This is a genomic window from Nocardia sp. GCM10030253 (genome assembly GCF_042675075.1).
In the GTDB taxonomy this organism is placed as follows: Bacteria; Actinomycetota; Actinomycetes; order Mycobacteriales; family Mycobacteriaceae; genus Nocardia.
In genome coordinates this window covers 1-22,003 of the sequence record NZ_JBHTDL010000017.1, presented here as the reverse complement: position 1 = coordinate 22,003, position 22,003 = coordinate 1, and the positions used below count along the sequence as shown (strand labels likewise).

General features: G+C 64.4%; 25 protein-coding genes and 3 pseudogenes. 13 read left to right on the top strand and 15 right to left on the bottom strand.

The window, feature by feature from the left end; all coding sequences use genetic code 11:
* Positions 1–68 precede the first annotated feature (68 nt).
* Entirely contained in the window at positions 69–896 is an 828-nt protein-coding gene (locus ACFQZZ_RS32910) for an SAM-dependent methyltransferase (protein ID WP_378688674.1), read from the bottom strand.
* Between the two features lie 320 nt (positions 897–1,216).
* Between ACFQZZ_RS32910 and ACFQZZ_RS32905 the strand changes: the two genes are divergently transcribed.
* The 5 genes from ACFQZZ_RS32905 (at position 1,217) to ACFQZZ_RS32885 (ending at position 5,163) form a co-directional block, all read left to right on the top strand.
* Complete coding sequence (locus ACFQZZ_RS32905; protein ID WP_378688671.1) at positions 1,217–1,933, top strand: hypothetical protein; 717 nt, start codon at positions 1,217–1,219, stop codon at positions 1,931–1,933.
* Between the two features lie 150 nt (positions 1,934–2,083).
* Positions 2,084–2,284, top strand: coding sequence for a hypothetical protein (locus ACFQZZ_RS32900; RefSeq protein ID WP_378688669.1), 201 nt, complete (start codon positions 2,084–2,086; stop codon positions 2,282–2,284).
* Between the two features lie 149 nt (positions 2,285–2,433).
* Positions 2,434–2,961: a hypothetical protein gene (locus tag ACFQZZ_RS32895; RefSeq protein ID WP_378688666.1), complete on the top strand. Its 528-nt coding sequence runs from the start codon at positions 2,434–2,436 to the stop codon at positions 2,959–2,961.
* A 422-nt stretch (positions 2,962–3,383) separates the two neighbouring features.
* On the top strand, positions 3,384–3,962 hold the full coding sequence (locus tag ACFQZZ_RS32890) for a copper chaperone PCu(A)C (protein WP_378688663.1): 579 nt from the start codon (positions 3,384–3,386) through the stop codon (positions 3,960–3,962).
* Complete coding sequence (locus ACFQZZ_RS32885; protein ID WP_378688661.1) at positions 3,955–5,163, top strand: Dyp-type peroxidase; 1,209 nt, start codon at positions 3,955–3,957, stop codon at positions 5,161–5,163. The genes ACFQZZ_RS32890 and ACFQZZ_RS32885 overlap by 8 nt, the downstream gene beginning before the upstream one ends.
* A 67-nt stretch (positions 5,164–5,230) precedes the next feature.
* Here ACFQZZ_RS32885 and ACFQZZ_RS32880 read toward each other — a convergent pair whose 3' ends face one another.
* The 3 genes from ACFQZZ_RS32880 to wrbA form a co-directional block, all read right to left on the bottom strand.
* On the bottom strand, positions 5,231–5,536 hold the full coding sequence (locus ACFQZZ_RS32880; RefSeq protein WP_378688803.1) for a hypothetical protein: 306 nt from the start codon (positions 5,534–5,536) through the stop codon (positions 5,231–5,233).
* 507 nt (positions 5,537–6,043) lie between these two features.
* On the bottom strand, positions 6,044–6,445 hold the full coding sequence (locus tag ACFQZZ_RS32875) for an ankyrin repeat domain-containing protein (protein ID WP_378688659.1): 402 nt from the start codon (positions 6,443–6,445) through the stop codon (positions 6,044–6,046).
* Positions 6,446–6,862: 417 nt separating this feature from the next.
* On the bottom strand, positions 6,863–7,477 hold the full coding sequence (gene wrbA / locus ACFQZZ_RS32870) for an NAD(P)H:quinone oxidoreductase (protein ID WP_378688656.1): 615 nt from the start codon (positions 7,475–7,477) through the stop codon (positions 6,863–6,865).
* A gap of 83 nt (positions 7,478–7,560) precedes the next feature.
* Here wrbA and ACFQZZ_RS32865 point away from each other — a divergent pair, with 83 nt between their 5' ends.
* The gene (locus ACFQZZ_RS32865; RefSeq protein ID WP_378688653.1) at positions 7,561–8,031 is read left to right on the top strand and encodes a MarR family winged helix-turn-helix transcriptional regulator; all 471 of its coding nucleotides are present in this window, start codon (positions 7,561–7,563) and stop codon (positions 8,029–8,031) included.
* An 82-nt stretch (positions 8,032–8,113) separates the two neighbouring features.
* Here the strand turns inward: ACFQZZ_RS32865 and ACFQZZ_RS32860 are convergent, their stop codons facing one another.
* From ACFQZZ_RS32860 to ACFQZZ_RS32825, 8 genes and pseudogenes are all read right to left on the bottom strand, one after another.
* Positions 8,114–8,533, bottom strand: coding sequence for a DUF6907 domain-containing protein (locus ACFQZZ_RS32860; protein WP_378688801.1), 420 nt, complete (start codon positions 8,531–8,533; stop codon positions 8,114–8,116).
* Positions 8,534–9,322: 789 nt separating this feature from the next.
* On the bottom strand, positions 9,323–10,066 hold the full coding sequence (locus tag ACFQZZ_RS32855) for a hypothetical protein (protein WP_378688651.1): 744 nt from the start codon (positions 10,064–10,066) through the stop codon (positions 9,323–9,325).
* Positions 10,067–10,748: 682 nt separating this feature from the next.
* Entirely contained in the window at positions 10,749–11,153 is a 405-nt protein-coding gene (locus ACFQZZ_RS32850) for a hypothetical protein (RefSeq protein ID WP_378688648.1), read from the bottom strand.
* Positions 11,150–11,425 (bottom strand): hypothetical protein, encoded by a 276-nt coding sequence (locus ACFQZZ_RS32845; protein WP_378688645.1) that lies wholly within the window; start codon positions 11,423–11,425, stop codon positions 11,150–11,152. Before ACFQZZ_RS32845 ends, ACFQZZ_RS32850 begins: the two co-directional genes overlap by 4 nt.
* Positions 11,426–11,439: 14 nt before the next feature.
* Positions 11,440–11,763, bottom strand: coding sequence for a DUF4157 domain-containing protein (locus ACFQZZ_RS32840; protein ID WP_378688643.1), 324 nt, complete (start codon positions 11,761–11,763; stop codon positions 11,440–11,442).
* Positions 11,764–12,280: 517 nt separating this feature from the next.
* A complete protein-coding gene (locus ACFQZZ_RS32835) occupies positions 12,281–12,769 on the bottom strand; it encodes a hypothetical protein (RefSeq protein ID WP_378688640.1) in 489 nt (162 codons plus the stop codon).
* Positions 12,770–12,837: 68 nt separating this feature from the next.
* The gene (locus ACFQZZ_RS32830; protein WP_378688638.1) at positions 12,838–13,137 is read right to left on the bottom strand and encodes a WXG100 family type VII secretion target; all 300 of its coding nucleotides are present in this window, start codon (positions 13,135–13,137) and stop codon (positions 12,838–12,840) included.
* A gap of 53 nt (positions 13,138–13,190) precedes the next feature.
* Positions 13,191–13,454, bottom strand: a pseudogene (locus tag ACFQZZ_RS32825) (WXG100 family type VII secretion target); the annotation flags it as partial.
* 138 nt (positions 13,455–13,592) lie between these two features.
* Between ACFQZZ_RS32825 and ACFQZZ_RS32820 the strand changes: the two are divergent.
* The 3 genes and pseudogenes from ACFQZZ_RS32820 to ACFQZZ_RS32810 form a co-directional block, all read left to right on the top strand.
* Positions 13,593–13,832: pseudogene (locus tag ACFQZZ_RS32820) on the top strand (saccharopine dehydrogenase NADP-binding domain-containing protein); the annotation flags it as partial.
* 25 nt (positions 13,833–13,857) lie between these two features.
* Positions 13,858–14,016: a hypothetical protein gene (locus ACFQZZ_RS32815; RefSeq protein ID WP_378688811.1), complete on the top strand. Its 159-nt coding sequence runs from the start codon at positions 13,858–13,860 to the stop codon at positions 14,014–14,016.
* A 58-nt stretch (positions 14,017–14,074) separates the two neighbouring features.
* Positions 14,075–14,401 (top strand): annotated as a pseudogene (locus ACFQZZ_RS32810) (TolB family protein); the annotation flags it as partial.
* A gap of 293 nt (positions 14,402–14,694) precedes the next feature.
* Here the strand turns inward: ACFQZZ_RS32810 and ACFQZZ_RS32805 are convergent.
* Both ACFQZZ_RS32805 and ACFQZZ_RS32800 read right to left on the bottom strand, forming a co-directional pair.
* Entirely contained in the window at positions 14,695–15,513 is an 819-nt protein-coding gene (locus tag ACFQZZ_RS32805) for an Imm49 family immunity protein (protein WP_378688636.1), read from the bottom strand.
* Between the two features lie 1,119 nt (positions 15,514–16,632).
* A complete protein-coding gene (locus ACFQZZ_RS32800; protein ID WP_378688634.1) occupies positions 16,633–17,463 on the bottom strand; it encodes an SDR family oxidoreductase in 831 nt (276 codons plus the stop codon).
* 113 nt (positions 17,464–17,576) lie between these two features.
* On the opposite strand from ACFQZZ_RS32800, the gene ACFQZZ_RS32795 reads away from it, so the two are divergent.
* Both ACFQZZ_RS32795 and ACFQZZ_RS32790 read left to right on the top strand, forming a co-directional pair.
* Positions 17,577–18,101, top strand: a complete 525-nt coding sequence (locus ACFQZZ_RS32795) for a hypothetical protein (RefSeq protein WP_378688632.1) — start codon at positions 17,577–17,579, stop codon at positions 18,099–18,101.
* Between the two features lie 269 nt (positions 18,102–18,370).
* Positions 18,371–18,628 (top strand): hypothetical protein, encoded by a 258-nt coding sequence (locus ACFQZZ_RS32790; protein WP_378688629.1) that lies wholly within the window; start codon positions 18,371–18,373, stop codon positions 18,626–18,628.
* A gap of 288 nt (positions 18,629–18,916) precedes the next feature.
* On the opposite strand, the gene ACFQZZ_RS32785 is transcribed toward ACFQZZ_RS32790, so the two are convergent.
* Positions 18,917–19,141: a hypothetical protein gene (locus ACFQZZ_RS32785; protein ID WP_378688627.1), complete on the bottom strand. Its 225-nt coding sequence runs from the start codon at positions 19,139–19,141 to the stop codon at positions 18,917–18,919.
* Positions 19,142–19,637: 496 nt separating this feature from the next.
* Here ACFQZZ_RS32785 and ACFQZZ_RS32780 point away from each other — a divergent pair, with 496 nt between their 5' ends.
* Together ACFQZZ_RS32780 and ACFQZZ_RS32775 are read left to right on the top strand one after the other, a co-directional pair.
* On the top strand, positions 19,638–20,591 hold the full coding sequence (locus tag ACFQZZ_RS32780; protein WP_378688624.1) for an NAD(P)-dependent alcohol dehydrogenase: 954 nt from the start codon (positions 19,638–19,640) through the stop codon (positions 20,589–20,591).
* A gap of 615 nt (positions 20,592–21,206) precedes the next feature.
* A complete protein-coding gene (locus ACFQZZ_RS32775) occupies positions 21,207–21,692 on the top strand; it encodes an ester cyclase (protein WP_378688621.1) in 486 nt (161 codons plus the stop codon).
* The last annotated feature ends 311 nt before the right edge of the window (positions 21,693–22,003 follow it).

The window sequence follows — 22,003 nt, the reverse complement described above, 5'->3', positions numbered from 1 at the left end:
ATATATTGGATGGCGCGGCCCCGACCATATGCGCAATCCGCACTGGTCAGGGGCCATCTCTACCAAGATTATTTGCGGGCTATCCCGCCCACCATCAGCCGCTCGGCGAGGGTGAGCTTGTCGCGCACGATCCGGTCCGGCCGCCATTCGGGCAGATACGACAGCCCGGGCTCCACCAACTCGAGACCGCGGAACAACCGCAGGATCTCCGCGCGCGTCCGGAACCGTCCGGTGCCCAGGAATTCCAGGAACGACTCCTCCACGGGGCCAGCCTCCGGGCCTTCGTTGATGAAGTGCGTGATGAACACGTAACTACCCGGCGGCACGGCGTCCAGGTATCCGTCCACGACGCCCTCGGGGTCTTCGCTGTCGTGCAGGTGATGCAGCATGCCGACGAGCAACACCGCGATCGGCTGAGAGAAATCGATCATCTTCTGCACATCGGGATGTGCGAGGACCTTCTCCGGCTCACGCAGGTCGGCCGTCACGACCCTGGTGCTCGCGTCCTGCTCCAGCAGAGCCCGCCCGTGTGCCAACACAATTGGGTCGTTGTCGACATACACGACCCGCGCGTCCGGCTGGAACGACTGGGCGACCTGATGCGTGTTCTCCATGGTCGGAAGCCCGGCACCGAGGTCGAGATACTGCTTCATCCCGGCCTCACCGGCCAGGTACCGCACGCCGCGACCCAAGATCGCGCGATTCAATTTCGCCAGTACATCGACCTGCGGCATCGTCTCGACGAGGTGCTCGACCACCCTCTGGTCGACCTCGTAATAGTCTTTGCCGCCAAGTAGCGCGTCGTAGACTCGCGAAATACTCGGCTTGGTGGGGTCGATGCCCACCGGTACCGACTCGGAACCCATCATCGTCACCCTCCCATGCGGGATTCGCATGTCTGGATCGTTCAGACCAACCTAACCACGAAGGCCCAGCGTCACGCGGCCCAATACCTAATTCTGTCGTGTTGTGACGCACAACGGAAATCCTGAGCGCCGCAACGGATCCTGCGCCACGTAGCCACTGATCGAGTGCGATCCCAGCGCCATGCCCACTCCACCTGACCGCCCTCCACGCCGGACTGTTGCCCAGGCACCGACCACGTGATCGTCGGCACCGCCGAATCGGCGCGGCTACACCAAACCGTGTCCGACCTGCAACAGGAGGGAGGCGCCGCTTCCAGCACAATCCGCAGACACAAGGCACAGTTAACAGCATGTTTGCTACGGGACGGATCGGGATTCGCGTGCTCGTGGCCGCGGCACTCACGGTCCTCGCCACCGTGGGGTTCCCCGGGTCGGCGACGGCCGCTGACCAGCGTGCGGCGCTCGGCGGTGGATCGGGCATCGTGCTCGGCGGGCAATCGGCCTGCACACTCACCACGATCGGATTCGACCGCGACGACCGGATGGTCGGGCTCACCGCGGGACATTGTGCGGAGCTCGGCATGTCGGTCAAGGCCGAGCGGATGCCGCAGGCTGGAATCATCGGCACCGTTGCGGCGGTGGATCACCACGACGATTACGCCGTGATCGAGTTCGACCGCGGCAAAGTCCACCCGATCCGGCAGGTGTCCTCGACCCTCATCGGCGGGATCGGTGCGCCACCGCGCGAAGGCGACGTCGTCTGCAAGAACGGGCGCACGTCCGGCTTCAACTGTGGCGTCGTATGGGACACCCACCGATGGTGGTTTCAGAATCAGGTCTGCTCGCGACCCGGCGACTCGGGCGGTCCTGTCACCATCGGCGACCGCCTGGTCGGGATGAACATCGGACACATCGGCGTCAAGGTGCTCGACGTGACTGTCTTCGACATCGTGTGTCAGCACCCGGGAGCACCGATCCACGATCCGGCCGTGGCCAGTCAGATCGGCATGGTCCTCGACGACATCAACCAGTCGGGCGTCATCGGAACCGGATTCAAACCACTCTGACCACCGGCACCGATCGCTCGAATTCCTGCGTGGCCGTACGATATTCCTGCGCCGATGTGGAGCCGAACACGTCACCCGGATCGCAGTACACCCGCTTCGTAGCACCTGAATCCACTCGGCCACGACATCGTCGCGCGTGCCGTCGCCGCCATGCTCGGCGTCCCCGGCGCGGACGAGTCCTGGCGGCAACCGCTGCCGCCGATCAATCGGACCTGCGCCGCGGCGGTCGCGGACGAGGTGCGGTGGGCCACCGACCACCTGCTGCCGTGGCTGGCCCGACGCATCCACGGGCGTTCCTCCAGGGCGAACATCGAGGCCAAGCGCCCGGAGCTGCTGCCGGTGCTTGCCTGATCTTGTCAGCGCCCGGTCCGGGCAGCCCACCCGCCTACGCCGAGCCGCCGCAGACCCCGCCGCAAAATTCCCGGCACGGCGAGCTCAAAACCTGGTCAACCGCTCAATCCGCTGCGAGTTCGACCTACGACCGGCAGTAGTATGGCCGGGTGCGAACACCGACGGAGGCAACGGCGCGACTGCGCGGCGCATTCGTCGGATCCGCCTCCGGTGCGGTGAGTATCGCCGCTCACGGGCTCGGTGGTGGCACCGTCTCTCTCGACCAATCCACGCTCGCCCTGCTACTCGCCGCCTGCGCGCTGGTCGGCACCGTAGTCACCTCGCTGCGCACTCGACACAGTGTCGTCGAGGTCATGGCGATGCTCGCGGTCGGCCAGACCATCGGTCACACCGCGTTGTCGGTCTCGTCCGGCCATCACCACGGCATGCACAACGGCGCGGCCATGCTCATCGCCCACCTGAGCGCCATCCCGGTGGGTGCGGTGCTCATCCACGGCGCAGAGCGCGCTATCAGATGCGCGGCATCGAGTGCGCGGCGGATCGTCGATGCGCTCGGTCACGGACTGCTCGCACCATGCGCGCTTGCCGTTGCAGTGCCCCTCGGCCCCGCACCGACGCCGAAGAGACTGCTGCTCAGTTCGGGAATCGGCACCCGGGGACCACCGGCCGCTCATTAGTCCGCTCTGCGGAAGTCCACTCTGCGGACAATCGATGCCTTCTTGCACACAGTGCCATCGATGCAGGCTTCGGTGTCTGGTACTACGTTGCCAGCACAGTGAATTCGCCCGCGCTGCCGAGTATGCGATCGCATCCAGCTCCGAGCGATGTCGGGAGGTTGCCGACGCCGCTCATCCGCGCGCGCAGGGCGCACCAACCGACATCAGGACAATCCTGCCTGCCGCCAGCCTGCGGACACACGTCGGCACATCACTACTCGACCGGAGTTATCCCGCCGGTGCAACTCGCGCTGCAGCGAGTCGCGCGCCGCTGCTCGTACCGCTTCGCCGATCATTGATCGGGCGCATCGGTGATGTCGGTTCGCGCGACTCTGGCCTGCAGCGGAAAACCCCTCTCACCCAGATCGGAGTCTCCAATGCTCATGACAACCCGAGCATCCACACCACGCAATTCCCGTCTGCTGCGCGCTGCCGCCGCTCTCGCGGCGGTCCCGCTCCTGATCGTCGGGTGCTCGTCGAACGACAAGGACGCCGCACCCACGAAAGCGGCGGATTCGATCACCATCGAAGACCAGTGGATCAAGGCGGCCGACGCCGATATGTCCGCCGCGTTCGGCGATCTGAACAACTCCAGCGATAAGCCGGTAACCGTGGTCTCGGCCACCAGCCCGGCATCCGGTCGGGTCGAGCTGCACGAGGTCGTCGCGGCCGCGGACGGAACCAAGAAGATGCAGCAGAAAAAGGGCGGCTTCGTGATTCCGGCGCACGGCACAGCCGCGCTGCGCCCTGGTGCCGACCACATCATGTTCATGGGCCTGAAGGCGCCGCTGCGCACCGGCGCGGAAACCCCGGTCACGCTCACGTTCGACGACGGGACTTCCACCACCTTCACCGCTCGGGTACGCGACTTCCCAGGCAACCAGGAGAACTACGTGCCCGAAGGCGAACACACGGGTGGCGCGCCGACGCCGACCCAGCAGACCCCCGCTCACGGTGGCTGAGTCCACCGGCGCCGGGCGCATCAATCGCCGCCGCCTTTTCGGTGGCACCGCCGCCGCGGCCGGTATTGCCGGAGTCGGTTGGGGCGCGGTCGCGATCGGGGATCGGCAGACCGGCGATTCCGATCCGGCACCGGCCGCGATGGAACCCTTCTATGGCGCCCATCAGGCAGGCATCGAGACCGCGCCGCCCGCGCATGCGGCATTCGTCGGGTTCGACCTGCGGCCGGGCACCAACCGTGACGACATCATCGGAATCCTGAAGATCTGGACCGACGATGCCGCGCGCCTGACCCAGCGCAGCCCTGCACTGGCCGACACGGAACCCGAACTGGCACAACGGCCTGCGCGGCTCACGGTCACCGTCGGACTGGGCCCGAGGGTGTTCAGCGTGGCGGGCCTCGAACAGCGCCGACCGTCGTGGTTGCGTCCGCTGCCGCCATTCGAGATCGATCGCCTCGAACCGGCCTGGAACGACGGCGATCTCCTGCTACAGGTCTGCGCCGACGAGGCGACGGCGGTGTCGCACGCCGTGCGGGTGCTGTGCAAGAACGTGGCATCGCTGGTCTCGGTGCGCTGGGTGCAGCGCGGTTTCCGCAACGCCGCGCCCGGGCAGACTCCGCGCAACCTGATGGGCCAGGTCGACGGAACCGTCAACATTGTGCCGGGCACACCCGATTTCGCGCGGCTGGTGTGGGACGACGGCAGCACACAGCCCTGGCTGGCGGGCGGCACCTCGCTGGTGCTGCGCCGCATCGCGATGAAACTCGACACCTGGGACGAAATCGACACGGAGGGTAGGGAACTCAGCGTCGGCCGCAAGCTGGCCGACGGTGCACCACTGACGGGAAGCCGGGAATTCGACGAGCCGGACTTCGCGGCCGTCGACGCGCACGGCATTCCGGTCATCCCGCACTCCTCGCACATCGCTCGCGCGCACCACACCCACGACGGTGAGCGATTCCTGCGACGCGGCTACAACTATGACGACGCGCCGCCGCCCGGTCAGATCTCCAACTCAGGGCTGCTGTTCGCCGCGTTCCAGCGCGACGTGGATGCCCAGTATCTGCCGGTACAGCAGCGTCTCGCCGAATTCGACGCCCTCAACGTCTGGACGACGCCGATCGGGTCGGCGGTGTTCGTCATCCCGCCCGGGGTTCGGTCACCGGACGGATATCTCGGGCAATCACTGTTCGAGTCGTGACGACGAGTCCGGTGCCTGTGTGCGACAACGCGGGCACCGGACTCTCGTGATTCGGTTCCCGCGCAACTCAGGTCCACAGCGTGGCGACGAACACGTTCACGATCGCCAACCCGCCCGCCGCATGCGTCATCCATGGCACGTGCTTGCCCCGCTTGGCGTCGCCATGACCCATCTCGGCGAACACCGCGACCAGCACTGCGATGACGAGCTTGGTGCCGATCTTCACCATGTTCAGGTCCTTGTCGAGCGAGTCGATCGACTCGGCCATGCCGACTAGCACCAGCCCGGTGATGATCTGCAGGCGCGCGCCCCACACCATCACCGCGGACACACCCGGCTGTCCGGCCGCGTAACCGCCGACCACCGCGGCCATGCCGATCAGGTGCGTCACGACCACGACGTTGTAGACAAATTCCGACACATTCACGTTGCGAACTCCCCCTCTTTCCTGTGCCAGATCACCACCCTGACACGCACTTTCCCAACCAGGGCCCTGACCTGCGGCTTTCTATAGTAGCGGGTGGTCGCTGTGAGTAAAACAGCCTCTGACCTCGATGGCCGCGATCATCCACAGACCGGACCAGCTCGCCGCGAGCCAGGCTCTACGCAACCGGCCCCACCGGGTTTGCCGCTGCCACGGTTGCGTCCCGCCGGACCTCCGACGCCTGCTACACCGTTCGCCGCATCGGCCTCGCCTCCGCTGTCCAATGCGCCTGAACATGCGGTCGTATCGATTCTTGTCAGCCGGGTTCGGCGTCGCTGATACAGCGGCAACGCCGCAGGCGCGGGTGGGCAAGGCATTGGCGCATATCGCGTTCGACGGCTTCGGGGCTGCGACGACATCGATGTTGCCCGTCGCCATGTGCGAGGCCGTGCACGGTCAGCTTGAACTGCGGACCCCACGTGGCGGCCAAGGATTTCGGGCGGGCCGCGTCGCGGGGTCACCTGCATTTTTCGCGGGTGCGACACTGTGTGCAGTCAGCGGTGGCCACTCAGCCGGCAGATCCGGGTTCATGCCATGGTCGAGCAGTAGCCGCACCGTCTCGGTATGACCTTTGTCCGCAGCCTTCGAAAGAGCCCTCGGCTCCGCTTCGATGCCCTGGGCCAGCATGTAAGCGATGATCTCGGTTCTGCCCCACTCCGCGGCCCAACTGAGAAGAGTGCCTACCGGCGTAGTGGCACTTGCCAGGTCGATACCAGCTTCGTGAGCGCGTCGCACCTCGTCGGTGTCGCGACGTATGACAGCCATGACGAGATCGAACTCTTCTGCACCGAGCACCACATCAGTATCCCTTGCCTCGGCCTTCGATCAGCGCTTCGTCACCTTGGCCTGCAATTTCGACACCCGCATCGCCAGCCGCCCAGTCAACCCGCCTCCCCGATTATCCTGCCGACCTTTCTCGACACGGCACTAGCCGCACCGCAAGACTCCCAAACTCGATCGTCCCTTGGCCGACGATTGGGCGAGAGACGCCTTAATCGTGGAGTGGTACTCCGGAATTGGTGTTCCGCTTTGCGATGACGGTCAAGATCGGTACCGGATCGAATTCGAGCGACCGGTTGGAGGTTTCGAGAAGTTGAGCGAAACGCAGCGAGCCCGGCCGGACGATCGATGATCGTCGGACCGGGCTCCGCCTCGTGATCGGGTGATCGACGGCCTGGTGTATCGCGCCGAGCGAATTTGCCCCGTCGTCTCGGTTCAGGCGGGTGTGGGTGCGGTCTGGATTGCTCGCGCGAACCGCAGCACTCGCTCCACCTGCACCCGCGCTGCGGCGTGTGTGGTTTCGTCGACGGGGTAGGTGTCATTGCGGGTGCAATGCGATGTGCCGTACGGGTTTCCGTCGGTGAACTTATCGGGGTGGCTGTAGCCGGGCGGCACGATGACGCCGCCGAAGTGGATGAAAGTGTTCATCAGAGCGAGCAGGGTGGACTCGTGCCCGCCGTGTGCGGTGCCCGCCGAAGTGAATCCGCTGTAGACCTTGTCGGCAAGCAGGCCCTGGCTCCACGGCCCGCTCAAGGTGTCGATGAACTGCTTGAGTTGCGAAGCAATATTGCCGAATCGGGTGGGCGATCCCATGATCACCGCATCGGCCCAGATGAGGTCGTCGGCGGTGGCCGTCGGAACGTTCGCCGTCGCGGCGGCATGTGCCGCCCAGGCGAGTTTCGCGTCGATCGCTGTTCGGGGCGCGAGCTCCTCGACGCGGCGCACGCGGACCTCGTTGCCGGCCTGCTCTGCGGTATCTGCCATCGCCCTGGCCAGCTCGGCGATGGTTCCGGTGGCGGAGTAGTAGACGATGGTGAGGTTCACGGACATGTTCGCTCCCATGTGGCAAGGGGTGGGTGGGACGAGTCCGGAGCGTATAGTCAGAATTAGTGACCGTCAATATTAGTGACTAAATGGAGTGGGTCGAGTTGAGACGCCATGAGCGCAAGGAAAGTAACCCTGATCTGGGCATTCTCTCCGGGCGACTGCTGCTGTCACTGCAGCAGGAGGTGTACGAAACGCTCGCGACCCAGGGCCATGAGAAGTTTCGTCCCAAGCACGGGGCGGTGCTGGCCTACCTCGATGTCGAGGGGAGTCGCGCCACCGATCTCGCGCAAAGGTCCGGCCAGCACAAGCAGGTCATCGGCACGCTCGTCGATGAACTCATCGAGCTCGGCTATGTGCGCCGCGAGCCCGATCCGGACGACCGCAGGGCGAAGCTGATCGTCCCGACCGAACTCGGGCTGGACCAGATGAACCGCTCCGACGCGCTGTTCGTGCGTATGGAGGAGAGGCTGGCCGACGCGTTGGGGCAGCGGGCCTACGGCGATTTCAAGAGTGCGCTACGGGAAGTCGTGCGGCTGCGCAGGGCCGAATCGGATTGACAGCGAGCATGATTCGGGACGGCCGATGATGCCTCGCAGATCCGGCGCCCTGTGTCTCGGACGCAGGATGGCCGCGACGGGCTCAGCCTGCGAGGTCAGCTGGAGTGGAGGTTGCGGGCGGTCGGTGAGCTTTCTGTGGTCGCCGGATCCGGGCGGGTGCCGAAGAGGCGTCGGTATGTCCGAGACACGACGACGGACAGTCCCCGTCCACGGGTGCCGACCGTAGGTCGGCTCCGCGGATCAGGATGTGCGCGACCATGCGCGCGTCGGCGGCACTCAGCTCGACCGTCACTCCGTGCGGGTCGACAAGACCGATCAGGCAGTGCCGTCGGCCGTCACGATCGTGGGCGGTCGACTGGATCCACGCCTGACGCGTCGTGTCGAACTCGAGTGGGTCGTCGAGGTTGATTGCCACCTCCGGGCCGGAGTGCGTACCCCCGTCCTCAGGGTCGCCCGGATGCGGGTCTCGGTGATCGACACACCATGCCGGACAGGAAAACACCACGGCCACAACGACTCCCCACAAGTCACCCAGCGCCCAGGGCCTCCCGAACCAGGTCCGTCCACGCCACCGTAACGCCGAACCGTCACACCGAATCCGCCCGCACCCCACGCCAACCAATTCGATCCTCGCCGATCCGTGTGGACCAGCGCAGCCGCCGTTGGTGCCTCGACTCAGCTGACGACACGACCAACACCGCGCCCGCCCCGCAGTTATCCAGGACTGCGCCGGTCGAAGCTCCTGTTGCTGTGACGCTTTCGATCCCCGCTGGCAACCAGGCGCCAATGGGGCGACCAGTCGTTAAAACGTTATGTCGGCCACCCGACTTCACGCCGGAACGCGTGCTTCCGCTTCGCCTGCAACTCCTGCAATTCCTGCAACCGCCGGTGGTGCGCGGGAGCACGGTAGACAGTTAGCCATCGTGGCGGTTGCGAATCGGCCGCAGCCCGGCATTGTCACCTGTAATCGGCTGTGTTTCAACGCTTCCGCGCGGGGCAGCCGTAGAGAGTGGCGGCACCTCTCTGCTAGGGGCGGTGGACACGTTGCACCCGGCCGGCCTGTTGCGACAATTGCGCGATCCCGTTGTCGGCCAACCGGTTCGCGAACCTGATCGCCCTATAGGTCGACCCCTATCGAATGATGGACCAGTTCACCGTCGCGGACATCACGCGACCAGACACCGTATTCCAATGCACCGAGCACCATCACTCTATCCAACGAACACGGTCCGGCTTACGTGGATATCCCGGTGGAGGCCTGACCCGGCTTGCCACAGTAGTGTGCTGCGCGTCAGTGGAACGGCATGGACCCCAGCGGCTGCAACAACCAGGGCATCGCCTCGATCGGCACTGCCGCAGCAGATCGGTCCGTCCGGCTCGTCTTGGACCCGGTCCTGAATTCGGAGTCGGTCCCCATAATGACGCAGCCTTCGCTGTTGACCAGCACTAGCCGCTGACCGAATACCTGGAAACGCGGAAGCAGGACCTCCTCGATCGAGGCAGCCGACACATCGGCACCAGCGATTCCGAGGAAGGCTCCCGATGTGGTCGTGACCGGTATCGCGAACGTACACACGCACCGATTGGTGCACGCGTAATCGCGGTGCGGCCCGTCCACCCACCGCTTACCCTGGTCGCGCGGGATCACGAACCAGTCCATTCCGGTGTAGTCGTAGAAGTATTCACTCTGCGGATTCAATTCGAGCATCAGGCGTCGCGGTCCGCGTTGCACGTCCAGAAGCCACCATTCCAGATGCCGGGGCTGATCCACGAGAAGGCCGTCGGCCAGCACAACGCCTGCGCCGTCGAACAGATTCCCACGCCGCTCGAGCTCTCCGACAATGGTCTCGCGCAGCGGTGCTAGATCAGTCGACCGAGGAGCGGACCCCAGCTTCTCGGTGAGACCATCCCACAGGGTCGTCAGCGCGGTCCCGATGGTTGCTAGCGACAGGTAGATCTCGTCGGCCAGTCTTGCGACGGCAGAAGCGAGCGACTCGACGGTCACCGGGGCCGGAAAGTTATCGGTCTCCTTCATCGATCACGGAGCTCCAAACGTAGGGCGACGAGGCGGCGGATGCGTGATTCTGTATGTAATTCTGCCAGTTCTCTCGCCTGGGCATCATCTTCTCGTTCGATCGCGTCTAGCGGCTTTGGGAGAACGCGTGGGAGCAGTTCACCTCACCCCTGGACTATGACATCGAGATCCGGCGGGTCATCTGCTCGACGAACCGATCGAGTCGTTCACCGCCATATACCGGCGTGGGGATGGCGTCTCCGGTGCCCGGATCGTCCCCGCATGCGCGGGGAGCACCCGGCGGCACCCGCCGGACCAAGGCGCGGTCGCGGATCATCCCCGCATGCGCGAGGAGCACGTGTAGCGGATGGTGTAGGTCATTTCGGGCTCCGGATCATCCCCGCATGTGCGGGGAGCACTCGGAATGTTCAATACCCGGCAGAACACCAACGGGCTCATCCCCGCGCGTGCGGGGAGCACACTTCCTGACCAGCGTACTTTCTGTTCAATCCTCCCATTTTCATTCACTTTTCGGCAGGCTTGGAAGAGACCGCACAGAATCATCTACGACTGCACCACTACTTCACTCACATCGACGGATTCCGGAACCCAGGACGCGCTAGCCCGACAAGCTTACGGATACCGTCCGAGACCCGGTCCAGCTTCCTCGCCCGCCCCGACTAGCCGTTCCAGCCGCGCTGGTTCATGCGCTCAAAGTAAGCATCATCGGCGGCTTGGATCTCCTCTTCCGACGCGGGCCGACGCCGATCTTCGGCAGTTTGTTCGCTATGTAGACGTTGAAACTGGTCGTGGATACGCGGGTCAGCTTTACTGAGCAGACGTTCGGGCTTGGCTTTCGCATCCGCCCGCGCTTTACCGTGGCAGTTGAGCAGCGCTGTGGTGAGCTGGTGGCCAGGCCAACGCATGGCACCAGGAGCGATCCGCAGGTCGGTGATGTCGCCGTCCGCATCGACCTCGACGAGGACACCGGCACTTCGCCGCGACCCCGCACCACAGCAATGGCGTCGGCGAGATGCTTACTGCTGCTGCGGATCTCGGCGAGTTCTCGCTGGAGCTGCCGCTCCCATTCCTGGATGTCGATCGTCACCGCGATGAGCTGCTTTCCTCGGTGGGAACGGAATAGATCACATCACCCGGCTCGACCTGAGACGACACCTCGGCGGAGAAGACGAGTGACAACTTGTCCGGCGCAGGCCGATGGAAATCGAGCGCTTCCAGAACACCCCGGTAGATCGTTCCGTCCTTCCTCCGCAGCTCAACTGCCTGGCCAACGGTGAAATCCCCGACTGCCCGACCGACTACAAACGGATTCGGCCTGAAACTCACCGGGAAGATAGCTTCGACATAGAACTCACTCACCGCTCACGCCCCTTTTACTTCTCCGAAAGATAACGTTGCCAGAACTCTTCATCGGCGGCGTACGCCTCTTCTTCCAGCTCCCTCGTCACCCCTGACCCGACTCTGCCTTGCTGGTACTGCTCGATGTGGACGCGCTCGTGCACCAAGTTCCGCAGCAGCGTCTGTTCATCGGCAAACGCGCTAGGGGCCAAGGCAATATGACCCGGACCGGTGCTGGCGCTGGCCTCCATGTAGTCGAAGTAGCGCACATCATCGGCGGAGTCGGCCACGTCCACGCGGATGCCGCGAAGGTCCACCCCGGCCCGGCGAGCGTATTCCTCGATGGTCTCTTGGGCCATCGGCAGATGGTCTCCACTTTCGAGAACCTCCCGGTTCGTGCGAGGCCATCCGAGAGAACAGTCGTCCCTCCGACAATGCAGCATCGCGTCGTGCGAACGGAGTCATTTTTACCCTGGCCACGCTGACCCAGTTGCGGACCTTCTCGAACAGCGGTTTGAGTCGTTCAGCAAGGGGTTTCACGACGTCGGTGACGAGCTTCGTTATCTTCGTCCCGAGCTCGCCGACGACCGTCGCGATACGGCGGGCACGGACAGCGATACGTCCGGCCAGAGCTGTGTTGCCAACCCATTCTGACAGGGTCGCAGTGAACGGTGCGAGCGCCGCGAACGCGGCCTCGGCGGCTGCGGTTTCGATGACGAACCCTTTGAGTTCCTCGAGAATCTTGTGGTGCGCCTCGTCGAGATGGTTGGCGTACTCGCCGCAGGCATCGCCGAGTGTTTGACATGCATCAGCCAACGCGTTGAAGTCTGATTGCCGGGTCTGGCAGGTGCTGACGGCGATCTCGATCTCGGGTGACTACTGATTGGTAAGCAGACCAACAGCATGCGGGGACTCACCGGCAACAGTGCGATAGTCGGCAGCGGCGGTGTGCCATGCGGTCTTGGCGGGGTCCAATTGATCCTGGTGACCGTTGGGCCAGGCGAACCCGACCGCGTCCTTGATGAACGACCATCCGAATGGTTCGGGGATTCCGTCCCCAGCCGCCGAGGGTGCGCTTTCTGGGAGGCAAGGATCCATCGAGAGCTGCGGCGTGGGCGGTGGTGTTTGATCGGCCACGTTGGCGCCGGTATCGGCGACCTGGTGGTTGCAGGCTCCGGCAACGATCATGTTTCTCGTCTGGCCGCACGCGGTCGCCAGTTTGGATGAGGTCGATACCGCAAGCTCGACGGCCTCGTCGTAGCCCGCTGCCCACTGGGTGCCGACGCTATCGCTGCCAGCCATACCTCCGTAGGTGGTCAGCACCGCGACCAGCCCAGAGTGGGTGGTCACACTGTCGGTGGACATCTGACCGAAGACCTCGCCGGCAGACGCGTATTCCTCGCCTCGATGAACAATGAGCGGGACAGTCGGTGTCACTGCGGCCACATCCCCACATTCGTTTCGACCGCAGTCGTGTAACTCGCGTGCGCCCAGCGGGCAACTGCACGCAACTCGTCGAGGTTCTCCCGCATCTCTGCGGCACCCGCCATCCAACTATCGTGCGCGGCACGCTGAGCCTGGGCTGCCTTGCTCGACCATGCCTGGTGCAGGTCAGAAATATGCCGGTCGACTTCACCCAACCGGCCCTCAACCGTGCGCCCGAACTTGTCCATCGTGTCGATCGCGGCGTCGAGCTGCTCGAGATCGACGCGGTAATGGTCACCATTGGCCACGGCAGATCCAATCCTTGCAGTCCGGCGATCGCGTCTCGACTCGTCGTGTCACGCATCTCGTACTGATTGGCAGCTTCAGCGAGGTTGGCGGAGGATTCCTCCAACGCGGCGATGACCGTATCGGCACCGTGCTTCCACTCGAGCCACGACTCGTCGTATGCGCTGGCGGCTTTTCCCTGCCAACCATCGGCGAGGAGCTCTTTGCCGATGGTGTCGTCGAGCTTCTTCAACTCGTCTCGGATCGACTGAGCTTTGTCGGCGACGAATCTCGAGGCTTCGCGCAGTCGGTCAACTTCGACCCGGAGATCATCGGACACCCCGCCTCCCCTCGTAATACAGACCGCCTACGAACTATACGACGCACCCGACCGCTGTCCGGTTCCGTCGATATCGTGCGGCCTCACCAACCAGCGGCGAGCGCACAACGAGGAACGAGCCCGGTTTAGGCTCGTGTAATGGCTGATGCGCTCATCCTGGGTGGAACCGGCGTGATCGGACGTGCGATCGCGGCACATTTGGCGGCAGCGAACTGGCGAGTGAAGGTAACTGGACGCAACCCCGCCAACATGCCTGCCGAACTCCGCACGGCTGGAGTTGATTTCATCGCCGCAGACCGCGCCGATGCAGCTCACTTGCGCGCTGCTATCGGCGACGGGGTAGATCTGCTGGTCGACTGCGTCTGCTACACCGCGACGACCGCGCGCTCACTGGTGGCTCGCGGTGGCCTACGCAATTCCGCTGATGCTCTGGGCAATTGGGCCCGATCGCGCACCGAGTCTCTCGAAAGATATGCATCCCGTTCTCGCGGCGTTGATCGTCGCCGTAGCCGTCGGCTACCAGGTCGTGCGCTGGCGTTCCCGAACGGACGCGAAGGTGTGAGGTGGCTCAGCCGACGGTGTCCTTGATTCGGAAGCGTTGACCGACCGGAAGGACCGACATGGCATTGCCGAAATTCATTTCCGCAGAGGACTTCTTCAGATCGCCGACGAGTGCGGCACCGTCGATTTCACCGGACGCCACCAAGATCGCCTACTTGGCACCGTGGAACAACCGCTTGAACGTGTGGATCCAGGATCTCGACTCCGACGAGGAAACACGCTGTGTGACCGCGGATGAGAACCGCGGTGTGCACAGCTTCTGCTGGACCGACGATCCGCGATGGCTGCTCTACACCCAGGACAACAACGGTGACGAGCGATGGCACCTGTACCGCGTCGATCTGGACAACCCGGATGCACCGGCGATCGACCTGACGCCCTACTCGGTCTGGGTGTAGTCGCGCATGTCGACACCGCCAACCGTCGCGGACGCGGCAGAAGCTCGAAATAGGTTGCGATAAGGGAGCTTCGGCAAATTCATCACCGCAGTAGACCGCGGCCGGACCGCGGCGCGGTGAATCCGACATGCACGAACGACCCCGGACCCGATCGCAGCTCGTCACGTAGCCGTTCCTCGTGACAGCGTGAAACCGACGCCACCGAGTCCGAGCCGATAGGCGTGACTGACAAGCGACTGTCATGCCGCCTACCGCGCTGTCCGAATCGGCCACAGCGCTGATCATGGCTGCCATACGGTCAAATGCTTTGGCAGATAGTCGGATTCGACCTGTGTCGGAAGTTTCAGGTCGTGTGCCAGGGCCGCCAACGCCAGCAACGGCCATGCGATGCGGCGGGAAGCTCGGAATTGCTCCACCGCAGCGGCGACCTGCGGCGTGGCGTCTTCGCCCGCTGCCAGCAGCCGCACAATCTGGACGCGCTGGGTCCATGGTGATTCCGCAGTAATCTCGGCCAGCCGATCCAGCGCCGGCGGCATCAGTTCGGCGATCTCAGCCCTGACCTGCTTGTTGCGTGGCCAGCGTGCGCGCTTCGCCAAAGCAGCCAACACGGTCGCGTACGCGGCGGGAATCCGCACGGCCTCAACGTCATCGGAAGCCCAGCGGTGCGGGTAGTACATGGTGTAGGCCTGGCTGCGCAGGTAGTGGTCGTTGCCGCCGTTGCGGCAGATCAGTGCCAATTCGAATGCTTCGAGCCAATCGTGGATGGAGGGCGCGCCCAGGGACTCGTCGGGCCCGGCGGCCAACGACATTCGCAGCAGCGGCAACTCGCAGCGGGCGGCATCGGAGGTGTGCCGCAGCCGTGCTCCGAAATAGGCACGAGTTGTATGGGAGGCGGTCAGTACCGTGGGCCGGACGTGCGGATGTGTCAGGGCCGGATCTGCGACAGCCATCGCGTCGATATAGTTCAGCAGCGCGTCGGTCAGCGGTGGCAGCCCCACTGGGCCCGCCCTGTTCGCCGCCGCCGCAGCGCGATCCACCTCGCCGTACAACGAGCTCAGGTCGGTGTCATCGGGGTTCGGTGCGGTGATGTTCATCGGCATGTAGTCCCCTCGGCCACGCGGGCATTGGATTTACAACGACAGAGAATACTGGCACCTCTCGTCATGCCCACCGGGTCGGGACATCGTGTGATGCCGATGACCGAGCTTCGACAGATGAGTGGTATCGACTCCGACTGAAGTACAGAATTCGCTGTGGCCGCGAATCGTTCGCGACAGTTCGTCGTACAACGCGAGCTCAACAGCGTAATGCGTTTTGGGTCAAGCGGATCGGTCGGTGCCTCGTCCGTCGTCGTCCCTGATAGCGGTGATGGGGTTGGTCCCGGCAGCGTGTAATCGGGTAGGTGTGATGACGGACGGGGCTGCCCGTGATGAGCGCCGAGATCACGGTGTGTCTTCATGCCGCGTGGGGCTCACCCCGACCGACCGCTCGATGGTCGATGGTCGATGGTCGATGGTCGATGAAATGTTCAGGCGGCCACCTGGATTGGGGTGTCTGCTGATCGTGTGCCGTGGGTAGCGGTGTGCGGGTCCCGGCGTTGGCCGGTGGTGACGACGGCATGCAGGGCCCGGTTGACAACCGGACAGGACCGCTAACTGCGCGGCATTGCCTCTAGTCCCCTGGTTTGTGGTGGCAAGCCCGCTCGTGACGGCAGCGTGGCCGAAGCAGATGCGCGGCATTAGCTCGTGGGCACCGCCTGTCAGCAGCCGGGGTTCGAGGGCAGCCTCCAGCCCGCTCTCGGGTCCGAGCACGAAGAGGACACATCGATGACGGTCATCATCGGAATGGATCCACACGAACGCACTGCCAAATCGAGATCATCGACCGCGGCGCGAAGATACTGACTACGGGCAGATACACCACCGATACCGCGGCTTTCGCGTGTGTCCCCCGGAGGGCGGAGTGGAGTCGATGGCGCGCGAACGCGTGTGTGAACCATGATTGGCGCTCAGCCGCAGATACTGGCCGCTGCTGCGTAGTTGCCAGCGTGTATAGAAGTCGGTCACGCTGTCGTCAGCGACCAATCCGACGTGTGGAATCGTGCTTGCGGCTGCCCAGTCGATGATTCGGTCCATCACCCGGACGCCGATTCCGCACCCGCAGCCGGCGGCTGAATACGCCTAGGCAGATCGGGAAACCTCAGCGGAATCGGCTGGAGCTCAACGGAAATCGGCCAGGTGGTCGGCGACCCACTCTTGATAGGTGTGAGCGGGCGCGCCGGTGACCTCGGCGACGGTGGACAGCACCGGCTCCGGCTGTGCGGTCATCTCGTCCATCTCCGCCAGAACGTTGTCCACGTCGTCGATCGGCATCCAGGTGGACATGCCCGCCAGCATCTCTTCCCGGGACATCTTTTCGAATCGCACCGGCACCCCGAGCGTGTCAGCGATGATCCGCGCCCGCTGCGGGGCGGTCAGGAGCTCGGGGCCGGTCACCTCGTGGACGGCGCCGGTGTGACCCTCGAGCAGGGCCCTGACGCCCACCGCGGCGATGTCCCGCTCGTGGATCACCGACCTGCGCCATTCGTCAAAGTGTTCGCGCACAACACCTTCCGCGCGAATGGACTCCGCCCAGCCGAGGTCGTTGCCCGCGAATCCCCCCGCGCGCACGAACGTCCGGCCGACCCCCGTTTCGTCGATGAGCCGCTCGAGGTAGCCGTGCGAACCGAGCACCGCGCCGGCCCGCTCGTCGGCGCCCATGGCGGACAGGTAAACGATGTGCCGCGCCCGCTCGGCCAGACGCCGCACCACGGCCGGCGCGGCCGCGTCCGCATCCAGCGTCGGCCACACCAGGAACACCGCGTGCACACCGTCGAGGGCGGTATCCAGGCTGCCCGGATCCGAAAGATCGCCACCGACGACCTCGACGCCGGGCGGCAGATCCGCCGCCTCCGGGCGACGGACCAGCGCACGAACCTCGACGCCCGCCTCGTGTAGTTGGTTGACGGCCTGGCGGCCGACCTTGCCTGTTGCACCGGTAACCAGAATCATGGGCCCAATCCTGCTACCTGAACCATTGTTGAGGTCAACCCGCGACTCAGAACTGTTTACGCAGGCGGGGCGAGGTCACGTGCGAACAGCTCGAGGAAGCGACGCTCGCCGTGGTGCGAAGTCGTTCGAGCCGCGTAGGTAGCGTTGGGCTGGCGTCGAATTCGCGTATCGAAGACATCGTCGACGGCAAGCTCGCTCGGACAGAGGTGGATCTGCTCGATATCGGCGACAGCTCGGCACGGGCGCCGCGAAATGCGCTGGAAGAACTGGGAATTCGCATCAACTACCTGCCCATCGGCCAGCCTCTCCATGTGAACGCTGCGCTGGATGGTGATCGTCCGATCGCACCGTATGTGATCGTGAGCTGCCATGGCGACATTGGCTCGATTCTTCTACCTGAGCTCGGCGGCGACATCGCCGATGCCCAGCCCTTCACCGACCGAATGGGCCCCGATCAGGTCAGGAAGCATCTACGGATACCCGGGAGCGTCGTCATTCCCACGGGGTGCGAAACCGGTGAACCCGCACTGGCGAGGGCGTTTCTCGAGGTGGGTGCCAGGAGCTACTTCGCACCTACTGAAATCAGACGGCCACACGGCGTTTCTCGCTGTGCTGCTGCTGTTCTACGAGCTGACTGAGGGCCGCGGACTCCTAGGCGCCGCCGAACGAGTCCGTACTTACAACGACAGCATCTCCATGTGGAGACTCTGGGAACGCTGACAACACCCGACCGGGGTTCGCGCACATCGGCAGTTGCGGACGTTCGCGAACGCGCGCCGCGCGGCAATATAGGACGTTGGCCAGGCGCCGAAGCGAGTGTCCCTCAACCCCCGCGTAGCATCTGGTCATCAGAAACGGCCCGGAGATCGTAGCTACGGGTTCGTGGCTGTATGCCGACGTCGTTCTCATGCCGGTGTTCGTCGTCCGTCTCGACTACGACTTCTGGTACGAGGTGGCCCGAGAAGAGGGCACACTCGCGGCGGGCGAGGAGCCGTTCCTTGATTCGGCCGGGCATGCCTACTACGTGTCGTTCAAAGCCCTCCGCAACGATGCGCCATTCTGGCCTGATTCCGGGCCGCACCGTTCGGTTGATGAGGCGCGGATCACGGCAGAATCGAGGGTGCCCTCTCCGATCACTTGGCAGTCTGGTGAATCACTTCCATGAAAGATCATTGTTTGAAGCGTCACGATCCGTCTGGCACGCGCGCCGCAGTCCGCACTGAAATCGGCAGTTGCGGACGTTCACGACCGCGCGCCCAGCGGCATGTGAGTGCGTTGCAGCAGGGCAGGCGCGCTCCGCGGTTGTCATGCTCGCTGCATTGCTTTGACGATCGGTCGTGATCGTTCGGGCGGATCCCGATCTGCACGAGCGTGCGAAAGCCGCTGTCTCTCAAGTCGACTCGAATCTGAACGCTCACGTGGTCGCATGGACAGGCGAGACACGCGGACCCAGCTACTTCGGGACGCTGAACTTGTCGAACGCTTCGCGGCTGGCACCACCGTTTGGAATGACTCGTTGGGCGTACATGCACAGTCCATCTTGAAGATCTACGTCTACGAGCGCGTTCAGACACTCGCACAGCGCGAAGAACTCGGCAAGCGAGCCGCCCAATCCTTGTTCGTCCTCGTCGCTACGGGCGTTGGCCTGCTCACGCCCACCAACAGTGGAGACTTTCATTGGGTGCGCACCGCCTTGCTGTGGACCCTGTCCGCTGTCGCAGCAGTCAGTGCTATTCGATTTTTCCGCTACTCCGCCGGACTCGGCCGACGAGGCGACGCTTTGAGACCGCCGGGCGCTCCTGTCAACCCGCCCTCTTTCGCGCAGCGGGCCAGAGCGCGCGCAGCACGCCGACAGCGACCGTAGCCAGGGCCTTGCGCCGAGGTAGCGCCGATCACGCAGCCCTCCTGTGGTTCCCAACGTCGGATACCCGCAAATCGGCATTTCAGTGCGGTGGTGGATGTCGAGATAGTCTCGGCCCGTTAATCTTTGGGGTGTTTCGCGTGGCCTGTCGGACCCGCGCGTCACGCGGTAATACAGGACGTTGCTGGTGTGCGGGAGAGGGTTCGGCGAGTCGCGCGGAATGCCGACGCACGGTTCGCCGGTCGCGGGGCGGCCCGTCGACTAGAGTTTGTCGTGTGTCAGGATGTCGCTCGATCCTCGGTGCTGGAATCGCATGAGGGCCGTCGTGTACGACCGCTACGGCGGCCCCGAGGTGCTGTCGGTCGTGGAGGTCCCAGCGCCTTCCCCAGGGCCGAAACAGGTGCTCGTCCAGGTGCACGCGACGTCGATCAACCTCTCCGACTGGGAGACACTGCGGGGGACGCCGCTGTATTCGCGCATCGGCGGGCTCCGGGCACCTAGGCGCCCGGTTCTCGGATCCGATATCGCCGGACGGGTCGAAGCCGTCGGCTCCGAGGTCACACTGTTCGCACCGGGTGACGAGGTCTACGGCGACAATCTCATGCTCAAGGGTGGGTTCGCGGAATATGCCGTGGTTCCTGAATCGGCGCTGGCTCACAAACCGGTGTCGCTGAGCTTCGCCGAGGCGTCGACGCTGCCACAGTCGGGGGCGATCGCACTGCAGGGCACGGCCGGCATCGCAGCCGGTATGTCGGTGTTGATCAACGGAGCGGGCGGCGGGTCCGGAGCGTTTGCGATCCAGTTGGCCAAGAGCGCCGGGGCGCATGTGACCGGGGTGGACAACGCCGCCAAACTGGCGTTCATGCGCACGCTCGGCGCCGACGAGGTCATCGACTATCGCGCTGAGGACTTCACCCGAACCGGACCGTACGACCGGGTACTCGACCTCGTCGCCCACCGGTCGGTCTTCGCCTATCGCAGGTCGGTCGCGCGTGGCGGCCGGTACCGCTGCGTCGGCGGCACCACGCGCGCGTTGCTGCGGTTGACGACGGTCGGCGTGGTCACCGGAATGGTGACCGGCCGCGGGCTCGGGGTCCTCGCGGTGAAGGAAGGGCCCGCGCACTTCACACCCCTCGCGGAGTCGTGTGTCGCGGGACGGATCGGTATCCACATCGACCGCAGTTTCCCCCTCGACGAGACCGCGAACGCGCTGGCCCACGTCGGTGCGGGACGCGCCCTCGGCAAAGTGGTGGTCGAGATCCGCTAATCGGCACCACCGGATGTTCTGAGCCGCAACCGGTCTGGCCCGCCGGCTACCACGACGTGGCCGCTTCGCTCAGCCCGGTATGCGGCAGACGAGTGCGTTTCAGGCGGATCTCATCGAGCCGCCTTGCCGGACAACCGATCGGCGGCATTGTGCGTATGTCAGGGCTGGGAGTCGGCGACTTTCACACCGAACCTGATCAGAGCGACCCGGTCACCCGGTCCATGGCCCCGGCGTACCTGGCAGTTCTGCTCGCAGCTGACTGATCGGCTCAGGAAACTATCTGCGGTCGCGCTGCCCCGGATAGAGCTACTTCTCGGGCAGGTGTTCCTCAACCCTCTGTACTGAGGGAACGTCAACCCGACGGCTCTGACACCGCGACTGTCACCTCAGCGCGCAACGTTACGGCAACCCGTTGTAGAAGGTAGCCCAGCGGCTGATCCTCGAGGCCTAGCATGGCAACTATGACAACTCCTTCCTCTGACGCGGTATTCGAATCCGCCTATCGCGGCGAGGCGGTCGAGATAGGGCTGGGTATCCGGCCGCCGTGGCGGTGGTGCGGAACGACCCGGATGGCCTGGCGGCGCGGGCACTGGTCGCCCAGCCGGAGGTTCTCGAATGGATCGCCTGGCTACTCGACCGCAGCCCTGTGACAAGGAGGAGAGGCAAGTCATGAACCGTACGAACCTCGGAGAAGCGGCCAAGGCCGTCGTCCGGCGCAACACCGAACAGGTCCAGGGACAAGGCAACTTCACCCTATTCGAAGAGTTGTTCGCTGACGATTTCATCGACCACACTCCACAGCCGAATACCACTCCAGATAAAGACGGCGTGCGCGTGCTGTATCAGCGCCTACGCGAAGCCTTTCCGGATTTCCGCCCGGAAATCCATTGGCAGACCGTCGAAGACGACGTGGTCACCACCTACAAGACCTACCACGGCACCCATCTCGGGTCGCTGTTCGGTATCGCGCCGACCGGACGCGTGGTGCAGTTCGAAACCGTTGATGCCATGCGCGTGCGCGACGGCCGCATCGTCGAGCACTGGGGTGTTGCCGACCTGTTCTCGCTGGTTCACCAGCTGGGCGCACGCCTACAAGCCTGAACCCATTCTCATGAGCCCGCTGCGTCACCCCGGAAGCGAGGAACAAACATGTCCACCATCCACTTCAAGGGCGTCCCGCTTCGCTTGGACGGCAAGCCGACCGTCAAGTCGCTGGGCGCCGAGGCCGGGCTGCTCCGAAACAACTCACCCACAAACACACTGGCCTGAAGGACCTGTTCGACCAAGGCTCCAGCTGAACACATACCTACGGGAGGCATGCCACTGATACCGCCGGTGACGACACGCGGCAATCGGCTACTTAACACTGGTGCCAGGGCCCGATCCCGGCCAGGATCAGGTCCAGGTACCCG

Coding starts and splice junctions, on each gene's coding strand:
- ACFQZZ_RS32910 (WP_378688674.1), bottom strand. CDS start 896: ATGCGAATCCCGCATGGGAGGGTGACGATGATGGGTTCCGAGTCGGTA.
- ACFQZZ_RS32905 (WP_378688671.1), top strand. CDS start 1,217: ATGTTTGCTACGGGACGGATCGGGATTCGCGTGCTCGTGGCCGCGGCA.
- ACFQZZ_RS32900 (WP_378688669.1), top strand. CDS start 2,084: ATGCTCGGCGTCCCCGGCGCGGACGAGTCCTGGCGGCAACCGCTGCCG.
- ACFQZZ_RS32890 (WP_378688663.1), top strand. CDS start 3,384: ATGACAACCCGAGCATCCACACCACGCAATTCCCGTCTGCTGCGCGCT.
- ACFQZZ_RS32880 (WP_378688803.1), bottom strand. CDS start 5,536: ATGGCCGCGGTGGTCGGCGGTTACGCGGCCGGACAGCCGGGTGTGTCC.
- wrbA (WP_378688656.1), bottom strand. CDS start 7,477: ATGTCCGTGAACCTCACCATCGTCTACTACTCCGCCACCGGAACCATC.
- ACFQZZ_RS32865 (WP_378688653.1), top strand. CDS start 7,561: ATGGAGTGGGTCGAGTTGAGACGCCATGAGCGCAAGGAAAGTAACCCT.
- ACFQZZ_RS32855 (WP_378688651.1), bottom strand. CDS start 10,066: ATGAAGGAGACCGATAACTTTCCGGCCCCGGTGACCGTCGAGTCGCTC.
- ACFQZZ_RS32840 (WP_378688643.1), bottom strand. CDS start 11,763: ATGGCCCAAGAGACCATCGAGGAATACGCTCGCCGGGCCGGGGTGGAC.
- ACFQZZ_RS32835 (WP_378688640.1), bottom strand. CDS start 12,769: ATGTCCACCGACAGTGTGACCACCCACTCTGGGCTGGTCGCGGTGCTG.
- ACFQZZ_RS32805 (WP_378688636.1), bottom strand. CDS start 15,513: ATGCCGATGAACATCACCGCACCGAACCCCGATGACACCGACCTGAGC.
- ACFQZZ_RS32800 (WP_378688634.1), bottom strand. CDS start 17,463: ATGATTCTGGTTACCGGTGCAACAGGCAAGGTCGGCCGCCAGGCCGTC.
- ACFQZZ_RS32790 (WP_378688629.1), top strand. CDS start 18,371: ATGCCGGTGTTCGTCGTCCGTCTCGACTACGACTTCTGGTACGAGGTG.
- ACFQZZ_RS32785 (WP_378688627.1), bottom strand. CDS start 19,141: ATGAAAGTCTCCACTGTTGGTGGGCGTGAGCAGGCCAACGCCCGTAGC.
- ACFQZZ_RS32780 (WP_378688624.1), top strand. CDS start 19,638: ATGAGGGCCGTCGTGTACGACCGCTACGGCGGCCCCGAGGTGCTGTCG.
- ACFQZZ_RS32775 (WP_378688621.1), top strand. CDS start 21,207: ATGGATCGCCTGGCTACTCGACCGCAGCCCTGTGACAAGGAGGAGAGG.